This window comes from Bacillus solimangrovi (assembly GCF_001742425.1).
Lineage (GTDB): Bacteria > Bacillota > Bacilli > Bacillales > Bacillaceae_N > Bacillus_AV > Bacillus_AV solimangrovi.
The window spans coordinates 97,774-112,027 of record NZ_MJEH01000003.1 but is presented as its reverse complement, the minus strand read 5'-3'; the positions used below and the strand labels follow the sequence as shown (position 1 = coordinate 112,027).

Here is a 14,254-nt window from a genome sequence, read left to right as displayed (position 1 = left end):
GGTAGATACATTACGAGAAATTTCTGAAGGATCTTTACCTTCTTCATGAATAAGTGGGCGAAGTCCAGTCCAACTAGACTCAATATCGGCTTCTGTTACTCGAATAGATGGGAACATAAAGTGAATTGCGTCTAACACATATTCTTTATCTTCTATTGTCATTCGTGGGTGTGCAAGATTATCATTGTAGGTTGTATCCGTCGTGCCTACATACGTTTTACCATCGCGTGGAATCGCAAATACCATCCGTCCATCAGGTGTATCAAAATATACAGCTTGTTTTAGAGGAAACGCGGATTGATCAAAGACGAGATGGATTCCTTTTGTATGATGCAACGTTTTACCTTTTTTCGATTTATCTTTTTCTCGTAATGTATCTACCCATGGACCTGTAGCATTAACAATCTTCTTCGCTTGAATTGTAATTGTGTCTGCATTTAATTGGTCAGCTACATTTACACCAACTATCTTTCCAGATTCATATTTAAAACTTTCTACTTTAGCATAATTTAATACTGTTGCACCATATTCAACCGCTTTTTTTAACACTTCTATCGTTAAACGTGCGTCATCCGTTCGATACTCGACATAATATCCGCCACCCTTTAATCCTGATCTCTTCAGGTTAGGCTCTAAATTTAACGTTTCTTCACGCGTAAGCATAGACCGTCTTTCAGTTCGTTTTACTCCAGCTAAATAATCATAGACACGCAATCCAATAGACGTACTGATTTTCCCAAACGTGCCATTTTCATATATCGGCAACATCATCCACTCTGGTGTTGTTACATGTGGACCATTTTCATAAACGATCGCACGTTCCTTCCCTACTTCAGCAACCATTTTCACTTCCAGTTGTTTTAAGTATCGTAATCCACCGTGTACCAACTTTGTAGATCTACTCGATGTTCCTGCAGCATAGTCCTGCATCTCAACAAGAGCTACATTCATACCTCTACTCGCTGCATCAAGTGCAATCCCTGCACCTGTAATGCCTCCACCGATCACCAACAAATCATAATCACGCTCTGATAACTGTCGTTTTATACTCCCACGTTCTAAGCTTGAGATTGTAGATTGCATATGTGATTCCCCCTTCGTTCTATTACTATTTATATCCAAACAACAAATAAAAAAAAACCGTAACAAGCCCTAGAAATAATAATTCTAGGGAGTTACGGTTTCTCCATGTCTCCAACCTATATATTAACTTAAATTCAGTATAGCATGCGCTTACATAGAAAGCTAGCTTACTATAATTATCTAAATTTACTTACATTACTTATAAATCATCGTTGCACGTACAGCCTTTTTCCAACCATCATAAAGTTCTTCACGTCGGTCAAGCTCCATAACTGGTTCAAATTGTCTCTCAATTCTCCACTGTTCTGCAATTTCATTTTTGTCTCTCCAGAAACCTACTGCAAGTCCAGCAAGATACGCTGCACCAAGAGCAGTTGTCTCATTAATAACTGGACGCTCAACTGGCACATTCAAGATATCACTTTGAAATTGAGCTAAGAAATTGTTTTTAATTGCGCCACCATCAACACGTAGTGTTTTCAACGAAATTCCCGAATCCTTCTCCATGGAACCTAATACATCCTTCGTCTGATACGCAAGTGATTCAAGTGTAGCTCGTACAAAATGCTCTTTCTCAGTTCCTCGAGTAAGACCAAATATTGCACCACGTACATCACTATCCCAATATGGTGTACCTAATCCGACAAATGCAGGAACAACATACACACCATCTGTTGAGGGAACCTTAGAAGCATAAACTTCACTATCAGCTGCATCTTTAAACATCCTTAATCCATCACGTAACCATTGAATTGCTGAACCCGCTACAAAGATACTGCCTTCGAGTGCATATTCTACTTTGCCATCAACACCCCATGCAATTGTTGTTAACAAACCATGATCTGATTTCACTGCTTTTTCTCCAGTATTCATAAGCATGAAACAACCAGTACCGTATGTATTCTTCGCCATGCCCTCTTCATAACATGCCTGACCAAATAATGCAGCTTGTTGGTCACCTGCAGCTCCTGAAATCGGAACATTCTGACCAAAGAAATGGTAATCTACTGTATCAGCATACACCTCTGAAGATGAACGTACTTCTGGTAACATCCCTTTTGGTACATTCAAGATTTCAAGCAACTCGTCATCCCATCGCTGTTCATAAATGTTATACATTAATGTTCGGGATGCATTGGAATAATCAGTTACGTGTGCTTTTCCACCTGACAGCTTCCAAATTAACCACGTATCAATTGTTCCAAATAATAGGTCTCCTTTCTCTGCTCTTTCTCTTGCTCCTTCAACATTATCAAGAATCCACTTCACTTTTGTACCAGAGAAGTATGCATCGATTAACAACCCTGTTTTTTCACGAAATAAATCATTAAGTCCTTGCTCCTTCAGTTCGTTACAAATATCAGATGTTTGGCGTGATTGCCAGACGAGTGCATTATATACTGGTTGACCTGTATGTTTATCCCACACGACTGTTGTTTCACGCTGATTCGTAATACCGATACCAGCAACTTGCTCAGCCTTTGTTCCTGATTCAGATAATGCACCCGCAATAACAGCTAGAATTGAACTCCAAATTTCATTCGCATTATGCTCTACCCATCCAGGTTGTGGGAAATATTGTGTAAATTCTCGTTGTGACGTATGAACAATTTCACCTGCTTTGTTAAAAAGAATTGCACGTGAGCTTGTTGTACCTTGATCAAGTGATAAAATATATTTCTTTTCCATTTTGATTGCTCCTCTCATCTATATTATATCTTCGTTAATCTAAGTAACTATCCCTTTAATCTTCACTAATCGTTCTAGGTTCTAGTGCCCTTTAGAAATAAGCTGTTGATTAGATGTTTCTACACTGTCAGATCGTGTAATTCTAACTAATAAGATCATACTTAGGACACCCATTAAACCGATTATTGTAGATATCATATACGTCTCGATCCATTTACTAATGATAATGAATAGACCCGCAGTACTTACACCAACGATTGAAGTAATGGAGTAAAATGCCATATATGTACTTCGCGAATCATCTGGAACCATATTTGCTAAAAGTGTTTGTTTCACTGGAATATGCATTAATTCCCCTATTGATGCAATGAACATTGCTAGTAGTAGTATTAATGGCATATTACTAAAACTGATAATCGTATAACCGATGAAGTAGAGAAATACGCCACTAATTAAAACAGCTCGATCTTTAACATGTTGCATAATATAAGAAACTACTATTGTTAAGCATACAACTAATATTGTATTTTCTGATTTCAAAATACCTACTAGATTCATTCCATCTACTTCAAAAGGAAAAAACGATATTATTTGTACAGGAGAATCAATTTCATTAATCAAACGAATTCCAATTAAGTTTGTTAACTGCTCCTCAGCAGATAAAATGAATAAGTTAGCTATCGCTAATGCAACAAATGATTTATGCTTCATAATACTTCTATATGAAGAGAAGAAGTCCAAGATGTGGGTTGATTTTTTTACTTTTGATGAACGATGAATTGTTGTTTGGACAGGCTTGTAAGTTTCTTTAATAAACATAATCGTAAGAATAAGAGAAAGTAAAGTAAAGAGAGCTACTCCTATAAATAAGTAGAAATGATACTCATAGAATAGAAAAGCACCAGCCATTGCCCCAATTGCAGCTGCTAAGTTTCGTAACCAGTACGAATATGTATAGATTAATTTTCTATCGTTTGCATCACTAATATCTATAATAAGTGCTTGGTAAACAGGTTCTGCCGCTCCTGTACTTAAATGAATCAATACAAACAATAAAAATGTTACATAAGGAAGGTTGAACCAAGGGGAATTAACCACTGCTGCACAAATAAATCCAATAAATACGATCGTTTCTGCTAAAACGATGACTTTCTTACGCCCTATTTTGTCAGATACATATCCACCTAAGAAAGAACCAACGACCGTTGCTATCATGACACCTAAAAACATGAATCCTGTAATAAGGGTTCCTACTTGAGTAGAAAAATAGATAACTAAATATGGTGTCACCGACATCGTTGCCATCGTTGTTATAAATAACAATATAAGCCTTAATTGAATGGTAGAGTTAAACTTCAAAAAACCCACTCTCATCACCCCTTGATTATAATAAAACCATGCTCCTTAACACATGTTAACGATGAATTTCTTCGTGATGATTGTGAACTCCATTTATTATGTTAATCAGTCTCATTTACTAAGCAATGAAGCTAACTTCTTTTCAGACCAAATAGTTGGATCGCTATAGGTATAATATTCACCCAAAATTGATCATCTGCTCCATCTGGTGTATTAAGTCTAATTCCCATCAAGAGGCTAAAATAAGCTGTCGCAACGTGTATTGGTTCTTGTTCAAATAATATTCCTGCATCTTGGCCACTAGTAATTAACTCAACAAGTTTTTCTCTAAACTCGTTATAAAATTGGTCGATTTCTTTAAACGTCGTTTCAAAACGATGATGTTGTCCGATAATATGAACAATCAAACTCAAATACTCGCTTAATTCAGAAAAAATTTTAATATGATTTGTAACCATTTTCTCAAGTTCAACGAATACATCTGTTTCATTTGGATTGAAGTCAAGTAGTTCAGAACGATATTCTTCAAGTGGTTCAACTATTGCAGCATGAAAAAGCTGATCTTTATTCTCAAAATATGTGAAGACCGTACCGAAGCTAACACCTGATGCAGCAGCTACTTTTTTTATCGTTGTACCTTCATAACCGAGCCTTGAAAATAGCACGATAGCTTCTTGTAAAATCTTTTCTCTCTTTTGTTTCATGATTAAAATTTGTTGTTCAGATAAAGGCATGTTACATCTCCTATACTTGTATTAATGATTGATTAATCAATCATTAATACAACATTAACTAAAATACTAATATTTGTCAATCTCATTAGTATTTTAGTTATCTCCCTTTTCGAGTAAATTTTTTTGAAACCTCACTAAAGCTGCCTTTCTTTCCTGGTAGTTTTCTGGTGAATTAAACTGTTTTGACTTTTCCCACGCTCTTATCATTTCACTTGCAAACTGCTCATAAGAAAAATCTTTTTTATTAAAAAAATCATTGTACATTTGTACCGTTTTTAATGAACCATCAGTTAACGATTTGTGTAGGCCGTTAATTTGATTTAAGAAAGAGTTATAACCTCCAGGTGTTAACTGTCTTACCATATGAAGTACATGTAATGGAGAAAATGCCTTTTTCTCCGCCTCACTTAGATTATCAAAAGCTTCCTTCACCTCTTCAGATGCATTTTCTGGAGGGAATTTCAGAAAATTCCTTGAATCTATTTGCTTTATTACTTTCTTTTCTTTTTTAATATTTAATGTGGACGTATCGTTTAATTGATTAAGTGCAAATCCATTATCTTTTTGATCAGATTCGATAGTTTTCTCCGTCCTTTGTTTACTAACATTCTGATGCGAAAATGACGGTTTATAAACATTGCTACTAATATTCATACTAGCACCTCCTCAGAATCACTCATTCTAATAATCGACAGAATTACGCTTATCTTTAGTTATTTTTCCATTTTAGTTAATATGTGTATATGAATGAAATAAACTCTATTTACTTCCAAAAATCTTGCATTGAAGTTGTAACTGCAATGGCACCTGATGCTAATGCAGCATTTACTTCCTCCTGTGAGCGAATTAAACCACCCGCAAAAATTTGAATGTTCGTTCGTTCCTTAACCTCAGCAATCATATGAGGAATAATTCCTGGCATAACTTCAATAAAATCAGGTTGTGTTTTTTCAATTAGTCGATAACTTTTTTCTAGCGCATTCGTATCAAGTAGAAACAGTCGTTGTACTGCATAGACACCCTTCTTCTTTGCAGTCATAATCACATTAGCCCTAGTTGAAATAAGACCAGCTGGCTTCACATGCTGACATAAGTATTCCGTTGCAAATTCATCATTTTTCAATCCTTGAATTAAGTCTACATGTAAAAACATTTTTTTATTATACTTTTTAGCAGTTTCAACAATGTTCTTCACTTGGCCAACATGGCTATCAAGTAACACTAAATATTCATAATCACTACTTAATAATTGATCAAACTCTTTCATATTTCGTACAGATGGTAAAATTGTTTGGTTTTGAAACGACAATATGCTCACCCTTCACCTAAAAAATCAAATAACCATAGGATACTAGCTTTCTATCCTATGAGAAATGACTCTCACCTTTATTTCATAAGTACCATAACATTTTATTTAACAAAGCACCCAAATCATTATGGTTTAAAATTCCTCAAACTGATGCTCATTTCCTTCAATTATAAATTAAAAAAGCTCAACACATCTTACTACCGTTATTATGTAATAGGACATTGGATAAACAGGTTATTTTTATTTTTCGATGAGATGAATTATGAACTCATATAAATGATGTTTGGATGAACTATATTTGTACGAACTATCACTAACTAAAGAAAGCACCTGCAATTAAACAGGTGCTCCTAGGATTAATGATTAGGCTCAGATGGTTTCGAAATATTCGTAAGCGTTTCTTCTGCTTGATGATCAGTTTGTTCATTCGTTGCCATATCACCTAGCGAGAACATACCGACAACCTGACCGTTTTCAACGACAGGAATTCTACGAATTTGGTTTTGTGACATTAATTGTGACACTTGGTTAACATCCATGTCTGGTGTCGCTTGTACTACATTATTCGTCATAACTTGGGATACCGGTTCATTCCCACCTTGACCTTTTGCAGTGTCACGTAACGTAATATCACGATCTGTGATCATCCCACAAACTTGACCATTTTGTGTTACAGGTAACACACCAATGTTATGTTGGCTCATTAGCTGTGCTGCTTCTTGCACGGATTGTTGTGCATCAATTGTAACAACATTGGAGCTCATAAGATTTCGGATCGATTGGTTCATAGTTAAAAACCTCCCCTTTCAAAAGTTATTGTGTCTTCTTCTCTCAAAAATATTGCATATAAATTTTTGTTAAAAATTACATAGAAACAGTTTTGCTTGCCACAATATGAGTAAAGTTAATTTTATGACCAAAGGTTTAGAGTGGTAAGTTTGATGATAAATGGTTTAAAAGGCTTCTTCAAAAGGGAGGAAGGCATTGTGAACAACTCTTGGGATGGTTGGGAATTAGGAAGAATACTTATCCTTGTGCTCAGTATCGCTTATTTGTTATTGCTTATCCAAGTTACACTCTCACACAAACGTGGAAAGTTTCATCGAAAACCAATGTGGTTACCTGTTATAACCTTACCATTACTAGTTTTTTTTGGATTATTTAACAGTTTTATTTTAAATGACTTTTTGAAATGGGTTCTATTTACTTTATCGATTATTGCTATTTTCACAGGTGTTATTGGGACTTTTTATCATATAAAAGCAATTCAAGATCGAACAGGTGGATTTAATATTGAAAATACGATGAGTGGTCCACCATTTGTCCTTCCATTGCTTATTTCTCTATTGGGATTCGCAAATATTTTAGTACTCTTTTTGAACTGAGGAGGAAATACATGGACGACCTTAAGAAAACTTATTACCCACATTACAACGTGTTAAAGCATAAAGATGAGTGGGATGAGCATACTCGACAAGTTATCCAAGAACGTTTTAAGCCAAAACATTCAAGTTATTTCAGCACGATGGAACGTGAGATCCTTACTGATCTATCTCATCACATCTTTCCATCTCATCTCGGTGAAATTTCAATTCATATCATCGATATCTTTGATGAACGATGTTCAAAAGGATCCATTCGTGGCTATCGCCCTGGAACTACGCTTCCCAAGACAACTGTAATTGACACTGGATTAAAACATATTGATGAAGAGTGTATTTTGTTACACCAGTTACCCTTTATTCAATTAGAGAAAGAACAGCAACAAAAACTTATTACACAATGGTTTGTTGGTGATACAACTAATAACGTTTGGAAGGCAGTAACATCTGTGGAATTTTTCAAAACGTTAACCGCTGAGTTAATTCCAATCGTCTATTCCGATCCTTCGATATGGTCACATATTGGTTTCGGCGGACCTGCATTTCCACATGGCTATTATGCATTTGGACCAAAGCAATTTGACAATTCGGAGGCACCTCTTCATGACTCAACTTCCACACGTTGATATATGTATCGTCGGTACTGGAGCTTCTGGTAGCACGCTTGCCTATTATTTGAGTGAAGCAGGCTTATCCGTTAGCTGTCTAGATGCCGGTCCATTTCGTGAACCACTTCAAGACTTTGCAAGTGACGAACTAGAAATGGAGAAGCTCTTTTGGAATGAGCCACGTATAAGCATGGGGAAAGATCCGATTAATCTTTCACGTAATAATTCTGGAAAGGGAGTAGGGGGAAGTGCTGTCCACTATACTGCTCAGATGTTACGGTTTCATCATTCAGACTTCAAAACAAAATCAATACAATCTGTCGGTCAGGATTGGCCTATACGTTATGAAGATGTAGCACCATATTATGATAAAATACAGAAAACCCTACTTTTCTCGGGTCCAGCACAGTTTCCTTGGAAGCCCTATGGAGGAAAATTCCCTCTTCCTCAGCATCATGACTTAGGTAATAACGCTCTAAAATTTCGTGCTGGATGTGAAAGTCTAGGTATGAACCATACTGTCTCACCACTGGCGATTTTATCTGCTCCATATGGAAATCGCCACCCTTGTATTAACCGTGGCTTTTGTGAAGAAGGTTGTATGCCCGACGCTAAAACAACACCACTTAATTCATTTATCCCTCTTGCACAAAAAAATGGTGTTTCTATTCAAGCTAATACAAGAGTTATTGAAGTATTACTTAATAATCAAGGTAAAATACACGGAGTTCGTTATATATACAATGGTAAGCAATTCATACAGACTGCGAATGTTGTCGTTCTAGCGAGCCATGCGATTGAAACGCCGAGACTACTGCTTCATTCAAAAAGCAACCTTTTTCCGAACGGGTTAGCTAATTCATCAGGACTTGTTGGCAAGTATTTAATGGCAAATATGAATGACCAAATGATTGTTAAGTTCGACGAAGAAATTCGTATGTATCGTGGAAATCCAGTTCAAGCACTCACACTTGATCCATACGAAGAAGGAGAAAAAACGGGAAATTATGCACGTGGTTTTCTCTTAAACTCGTACGGTTCACGACCTGTTCGTCTTGCACGCCTTTTCAACGAAAACAATGAACATTTATGGGGAGAAACGTTGCGTAATTTTATGCTTGATTACAACTTCTATGGATCTTTCGCAATGCTCGGTGAGATGTTACCCTCTCATGAAAATTGTATAAAGTTATCCGATCAAGTAGATGAATTTGGTGTGCCAATTCCTGAAGTACATATGAATTATTCTAAAAATGATCATTCAATACGCAATGCAGCAAAACAGAAGTTAACAGAACTTGCAGAAGCTTCAGGTGGAAAATCATTTTATCATCTAAAAACTACAGCACATTTATTAGGTGGTTGTCGTATGGGAGATAACACCAATGAATCTGTAGTCAATAGCTTTGGACAAACACACGATGTGAGCAACTTATTTATAATCGGAACACCTACATTTGTAACAGCACCAAGTGCAAACCCAACATTTACAGTTTATGCACTTGCACTAAGAAGTGCAGAATATATTTTAGAAGAATACCGTAAAGGAAATTTAATTAACTAAAAGTTTTATTATTGAACCTAAAAAAAACAAAGCTTCCTAAACATATAATCAACCTGGAAGCTTTGTTTTTAAATTATATCTACTTATTATAGAGAACATACAACACTATACATTCCATTCATTAAGCTATCGTTTTCTTAATGAAACGTTTGAACATCACCCAATTTAGAAATGTGAAATAAATACCTCCAATTAATAAGCTGAACCAATAGGACTCTCCATCCCACATTTCCCAGAATGCTTTTACTGGCCAATAAGTAGGCAATATCCCAAACATATACTGCCAATTCGATGTGATGAAATAAGAAGCAATTGGGCCAAGAAATAGAATCCCAAGTCCCTTCATCAGTGCGAGCCCTTCTACTTTATTACTAGCGAACGTAGCTAAAAACAACAAGACAAATAAAGAGAACAGCCCAGAAAGAAGTACGATTAGAAGCGTATCTATAAATAATTCAATTCGATAGACTCTTGTAAATGGTAATAAGAGCAAAATGTAAAACAAAGTGAACAAGAATATAGAACCCATCCTATACGACATATACACCTTCATCGACAAAGGGGTAACTCGTAGTGCAAGTAACGTATTTTCATCACGTTCATCTAATATTAAAAAGCCAAACACTAACCCAAAAATGAGTGGCACTTGTAAAACAAAGAAAAAGCTCAAAATCAACGCAGTATATTCGTTCACGTCAATTCCATATTGTTCAGCAAAGAATCTATCAGCAACTGGCATAAGCACACGAAGCATAATCACGATTAGAAATGGCATGAATAGGACATAAACGAGCAATGAATCACGCCGAATACTTTTCACATCATTTACTGCTAAGGATCTCCACAATCTCACTCACCTACCTTTCACTAAATAGGAAGTATACAATTGACGAGCAATAACGTATAACACAATAAACGAAAGAACATGATAACCGATGGCATATGACCATTCAATTAATGTTAACGGCCTAAACCCTCCTTCTAACAAAAGAAAAGATGCTTGAGTTGGAATTAAGTAAAACCACTTTGTTTGAAACCAGTCAAAGTAATTTAACATCGGCAAACTCATAAACAAAATATAGAATTGAGAGGGCATAAGAAATGCACTAATTGTTCGATAACGTGCAACTGCAATGAATGCAACCATTAAAGCAATAATGGATGTGAAGACCGTTCCGATCATTATCGTTAAATAGTTCACCTCTCCCCCTGCAAAGAGAATGATAATAACGAGTGAAATGCAAAGAGCCATTAACGTAAAAGAAATTAACTTAGAAATGAAATATTCTCTAAACGGTAGAGGTGTCACAACTAAAGCACGTATAGTCGATTCATTCTTTTCATAAATCACTACTCCAGCTAACAAATAAAATCCAACAACACCTAAGTCTGCAAAAATCACAACTGGTATTATCAAACTCATGTAATCTTGAGGTATTAACCATAAAACGAGTAACCAAACAATCGTAATAAATATCGCTGCATGCACAAAACGATAACGCCATTGCATCCGTAGATCCATTGTTAATGTAGCCTGCAGTCTGCTCATACTAACTCACGCCCAGTCACTTCAATAAAAATACTTTCAAGCGTCGCTTCCTTCGTATGAATTGATTTTAACTTATTGCTTTTAATAAACTGCAGGAAATCTGGATTATTCCCTAACCCGTCAAGTACAAAATCTTCCGTCTTCATCATTCCTTCATCTAAATAAGTTACTTGAATAACAGGTTCTCCATACTGTAATTTCAACGCTTTTGGTGAATCAATTAAGCTAATTTGCCCATCTACAATAAATGCGACACGATCACATAGTTCGTCTGCCACATTCATATTGTGTGTTGTTAGAAAAATGGTCTTTCCTTCTTGCTTTAGATTGAAGATGATATCTTTTACACGCCTTGCATTAACAGGATCTAAACCTGTCGTTGGTTCATCCATAAAAAGTAAATCAGGGTCATGGATTAGTGCTCGAGCAATATTTAATCGCATTTGCATACCTTTAGAAAAGTCAGAAACGCGCTTATCTTTATCTTCTAACAATCCTAACAATTGTAAAATTTCTTCTGGATCCTTTGTTTTCTTTCTGTATAAAGAGCGAAAGAAATTCAGATTCTCAAGTGCAGTCATTTTTTGATAGTGATTTGGTAATTCAAATCCCACACCAATTTTTTCATAATAATCATCTCGTAAAAGATGTACTTCAGTATCAAATACCTTAGCAACACCTCCATACTGCTTATACAACCCAATCAGTAAGTTCTGTGTTGTACTTTTACCTGATCCGCTCGGTCCTAGAAATCCAAAGATTTCTCCTTTACGAACTTGAAAATCTATTCCTTTCAATGTTGGTTCTTTGTTACCAGGATAGGTGAAAACTAAATTATTTACATAAATCACTTGTATCACCCTCTTCAAAGTTTTGAAATATATAACCTTTTATATTTCATATTTTACGCCTTTCCATATTGAACTGCAATAAGTTTTGAAATATTTTATTGACAATTTTTCATATCTTTCACTTTGTATTATAATAATAATGAACAAAGCAATAACAGAAGGACAGAGGTGGACATACGATGAATGGCTTTGAAAGGCGTAAGGAAGCGAAGAAAGAACAGATTCTTGAAGCAGCATTAACTCTTTTTTCGAAAAATGGAGTACAAGAAACGAACATTCAAGATATTGCAAAGAAAGCAAATGTATCACAAGTTACGATTTATAATTACTTTATAAACAAAGATAAGCTCATATATGAAGTTGCAAATACTTTTCTAGAACAACAAATGCAAATTTTTGAACAAGCGATTCTTATTGAAGCTCCTTTCACTGAAAAGATAAAATCCCTCATGGAACAAAAGCTAACGTTTTCTTCTACATACAGCCCTGATTTTATCTATTTATTAGTTTCAGATCGAAAGGATATTGAAGAGCTCGTTACACAATACTCAAATGAAAGATCATTTCCGCTACTTCAACAGTTAATACAAGAAGGTAGGCAATCAGGTTTCATAGACGAAACGCTGTCCGATCAATCAATCTTTTTCTACCTTAATATGTTCTCAAATGAAATACGAAAAAATCCGTTGTTACATACGGATCCAGCATCTCTTACGAAAATAACAGAAGAAATGTTACATTTATTCTTCTATGGATTAATTGGGAAAAAGTAACGTTAAATTTTTAGCGTAAATTTATAACAAAATCATTCGTTCATGTATACAAGCACTGACAATCTCAAAAGTTGTCAGTGTTTTATTTTTTTGCTATAGTATCATTAAATCCTATAATTCATACCTTAATAATATGAATTAATTTTTCAAAGGAGTTGAGCATATATGGGGCGTGAATTTATTGAGCTATTTGATGATTGGGCTCAAGGCTATGATGAAACCGTCACAGGGCGTGACCTTGAATATAGAGATGTTTTCGTAAATTACGATTTAATATTAGAAAAAACTGCTAATGAAACATATGGCCATGTATTAGAATTTGGTGTTGGTACTGGCAATCTTACAGAGAAATTAATTGCAAAAGGACGAAATATATATGGTGTTGAACCTTCTTCTTCCATGAGAAGCCTAGCGACTAATAAGCTAAAAAATGTTACAATTGTTGATGGTGATTTTCTCGATTTCAAAATGCCTACTGAACCGTTTGATAGCATTACTAGCACGTATGCCTTTCACCATTTGACAGATTCTGAGAAGGATAAGGCAATCTCTCTATATAGCAAAATGTTAAAAACAAATGGAAAAGTAGTTTTTGCTGATACTGTATTTGAGGATGAACAAGCAAAACTCGATATGATTAACAAGGCTGAACAGCATACCTTTTTGAATCTTGCACAAGATTTAAAGACAGAGTATTATACTACAATTGAAGTATTACAAACACTTTTCACAAAACACGGGTTCAATGTTACATTTAAACGAATGAATGACTTCGTTTTCCTCATTACAGCTACGAAACAGTAGGTTCATAGTCACATTCTTAAGTTTAACGTGACGTTCTTGAATGATAGAAATTATATTAAGGAGATGAATAACATGGCTGAAAAAATGAACGTTGAAAGCTTTAACCTTGACCATACAAAAGTAGTTGCACCTTATGTTCGTCTTGTCGGAATTACTGAAGGTGTAAATGGCGATAAAATTTATAAATATGATATCCGCTTCTGTCAACCGAATAAAGAGCATATGGAGATGCCATCTTTACACTCTTTAGAACATATGATGGCAGAGTTTATTCGCAATCACTTAAATTGTGTAATTGATGTTGGACCAATGGGATGTCAAACTGGCTTCTACCTATCTGTTATTAATCATGATAACTACGATGAAATTTTAGAAACACTTGAAAAGACTCTAATTGATGTAACAAACGCAACTGAAGTACCTGCTTGTAATGAAGTTCAATGCGGATGGGCTGCTAGCCATAGCTTAGAAGGAGCACAAGAAGTTGCAAAAGAAATGCTTTCTAAAAAAGATGAGTGGACAGAAGTCTTCGCATAAACTTGAGGTGCT

General features: G+C 35.4%; 16 protein-coding genes. 6 read left to right on the top strand and 10 right to left on the bottom strand.

All coding sequences use genetic code 11. The features are described 5' to 3' along the window. The 7 genes from BFG57_RS01615 to BFG57_RS01585 all read right to left on the bottom strand — a co-directional run. On the bottom strand, positions 1-1,083 hold a 1,083-nt coding region (locus BFG57_RS01615; RefSeq protein ID WP_139125025.1), incomplete at its 3' end, for a glycerol-3-phosphate dehydrogenase/oxidase. A gap of 195 nt (positions 1,084-1,278) precedes the next feature. Beyond that, positions 1,279-2,772: a glycerol kinase GlpK gene (gene glpK / locus BFG57_RS01610; RefSeq protein WP_069715713.1), complete on the bottom strand. Its 1,494-nt coding sequence runs from the start codon at positions 2,770-2,772 to the stop codon at positions 1,279-1,281. Between the two features lie 81 nt (positions 2,773-2,853). Further along, positions 2,854-4,140, bottom strand: a complete 1,287-nt coding sequence (locus tag BFG57_RS01605; protein WP_083249006.1) for an MFS transporter — start codon at positions 4,138-4,140, stop codon at positions 2,854-2,856. 122 nt (positions 4,141-4,262) lie between these two features. Next, positions 4,263-4,865 (bottom strand): TetR/AcrR family transcriptional regulator, encoded by a 603-nt coding sequence (locus BFG57_RS01600; protein ID WP_069715711.1) that lies wholly within the window; start codon positions 4,863-4,865, stop codon positions 4,263-4,265. A 93-nt stretch (positions 4,866-4,958) separates the two neighbouring features. Continuing rightward, the gene (locus BFG57_RS01595) at positions 4,959-5,519 is read right to left on the bottom strand and encodes a hypothetical protein (protein ID WP_069715710.1); all 561 of its coding nucleotides are present in this window, start codon (positions 5,517-5,519) and stop codon (positions 4,959-4,961) included. A 109-nt stretch (positions 5,520-5,628) separates the two neighbouring features. Then, positions 5,629-6,174: a glycerol-3-phosphate responsive antiterminator gene (locus tag BFG57_RS01590; protein ID WP_069715709.1), complete on the bottom strand. Its 546-nt coding sequence runs from the start codon at positions 6,172-6,174 to the stop codon at positions 5,629-5,631. A 356-nt stretch (positions 6,175-6,530) separates the two neighbouring features. Next, entirely contained in the window at positions 6,531-6,962 is a 432-nt protein-coding gene (locus BFG57_RS01585; protein ID WP_069715708.1) for a CBS domain-containing protein, read from the bottom strand. Positions 6,963-7,160: 198 nt separating this feature from the next. Between BFG57_RS01585 and BFG57_RS01580 the strand changes: the two genes are divergently transcribed. From BFG57_RS01580 to BFG57_RS01570, 3 genes are read left to right on the top strand one after another with little or no spacing between them, the layout of a single operon-like run. Beyond that, complete coding sequence (locus tag BFG57_RS01580) at positions 7,161-7,559, top strand: hypothetical protein (protein ID WP_139125024.1); 399 nt, start codon at positions 7,161-7,163, stop codon at positions 7,557-7,559. Between the two features lie 11 nt (positions 7,560-7,570). After that, complete coding sequence (locus tag BFG57_RS01575) at positions 7,571-8,182, top strand: gluconate 2-dehydrogenase subunit 3 family protein (protein WP_069715706.1); 612 nt, start codon at positions 7,571-7,573, stop codon at positions 8,180-8,182. Then, positions 8,160-9,728 carry a GMC family oxidoreductase gene (locus BFG57_RS01570; protein ID WP_069715705.1) on the top strand — a complete coding sequence of 523 codons (1,569 nt, stop codon included), beginning with the start codon at positions 8,160-8,162 and terminating at the stop codon, positions 9,726-9,728. Before BFG57_RS01575 ends, BFG57_RS01570 begins: the two co-directional genes overlap by 23 nt. 121 nt (positions 9,729-9,849) lie before the next feature. Here BFG57_RS01570 and BFG57_RS01565 read toward each other — a convergent pair whose 3' ends face one another. The 3 genes from BFG57_RS01565 to BFG57_RS01555 are packed head-to-tail and all read right to left on the bottom strand — an operon-like array spanning position 9,850 to position 12,128. Further along, a complete protein-coding gene (locus BFG57_RS01565; RefSeq protein WP_069715704.1) occupies positions 9,850-10,575 on the bottom strand; it encodes a hypothetical protein in 726 nt (241 codons plus the stop codon). Between the two features lie 6 nt (positions 10,576-10,581). Further along, on the bottom strand, positions 10,582-11,277 hold the full coding sequence (locus BFG57_RS01560; RefSeq protein ID WP_069715703.1) for a fluoroquinolone export ABC transporter permease subunit: 696 nt from the start codon (positions 11,275-11,277) through the stop codon (positions 10,582-10,584). Then, complete coding sequence (locus BFG57_RS01555) at positions 11,274-12,128, bottom strand: ABC transporter ATP-binding protein (RefSeq protein WP_069715702.1); 855 nt, start codon at positions 12,126-12,128, stop codon at positions 11,274-11,276. Before BFG57_RS01555 ends, BFG57_RS01560 begins: the two co-directional genes overlap by 4 nt. Before the next feature lie 179 nt (positions 12,129-12,307). On the opposite strand from BFG57_RS01555, the gene BFG57_RS01550 reads away from it, so the two are divergent. From BFG57_RS01550 to BFG57_RS01540, 3 genes are all read left to right on the top strand, one after another. Then, positions 12,308-12,901 (top strand): TetR/AcrR family transcriptional regulator, encoded by a 594-nt coding sequence (locus BFG57_RS01550; RefSeq protein WP_069715701.1) that lies wholly within the window; start codon positions 12,308-12,310, stop codon positions 12,899-12,901. A 165-nt stretch (positions 12,902-13,066) separates the two neighbouring features. Further along, positions 13,067-13,705 (top strand): class I SAM-dependent DNA methyltransferase, encoded by a 639-nt coding sequence (locus tag BFG57_RS01545; protein WP_069715700.1) that lies wholly within the window; start codon positions 13,067-13,069, stop codon positions 13,703-13,705. A 72-nt stretch (positions 13,706-13,777) separates the two neighbouring features. Next, positions 13,778-14,242 (top strand): S-ribosylhomocysteine lyase, encoded by a 465-nt coding sequence (locus BFG57_RS01540; RefSeq protein ID WP_069715699.1) that lies wholly within the window; start codon positions 13,778-13,780, stop codon positions 14,240-14,242. Positions 14,243-14,254 lie beyond the last annotated feature (12 nt).

Excerpts from the sequence above, each read along its gene's own strand:
- BFG57_RS01560 (WP_069715703.1), bottom strand. The coding sequence starts at position 11,277 with ATGAGCAGACTGCAGGCTACATTAACAATGGATCTACGGATGCAATGG.
- BFG57_RS01595 (WP_069715710.1), bottom strand. The coding sequence starts at position 5,519 with ATGAATATTAGTAGCAATGTTTATAAACCGTCATTTTCGCATCAGAAT.
- BFG57_RS01545 (WP_069715700.1), top strand. The coding sequence starts at position 13,067 with ATGGGGCGTGAATTTATTGAGCTATTTGATGATTGGGCTCAAGGCTAT.
- BFG57_RS01570 (WP_069715705.1), top strand. The coding sequence starts at position 8,160 with ATGACTCAACTTCCACACGTTGATATATGTATCGTCGGTACTGGAGCT.
- BFG57_RS01585 (WP_069715708.1), bottom strand. The coding sequence starts at position 6,962 with ATGAACCAATCGATCCGAAATCTTATGAGCTCCAATGTTGTTACAATT.
- BFG57_RS01575 (WP_069715706.1), top strand. The coding sequence starts at position 7,571 with ATGGACGACCTTAAGAAAACTTATTACCCACATTACAACGTGTTAAAG.
- glpK (WP_069715713.1), bottom strand. The coding sequence starts at position 2,772 with ATGGAAAAGAAATATATTTTATCACTTGATCAAGGTACAACAAGCTCA.
- BFG57_RS01550 (WP_069715701.1), top strand. The coding sequence starts at position 12,308 with ATGAATGGCTTTGAAAGGCGTAAGGAAGCGAAGAAAGAACAGATTCTT.
- BFG57_RS01540 (WP_069715699.1), top strand. The coding sequence starts at position 13,778 with ATGGCTGAAAAAATGAACGTTGAAAGCTTTAACCTTGACCATACAAAA.
- BFG57_RS01600 (WP_069715711.1), bottom strand. The coding sequence starts at position 4,865 with ATGCCTTTATCTGAACAACAAATTTTAATCATGAAACAAAAGAGAGAA.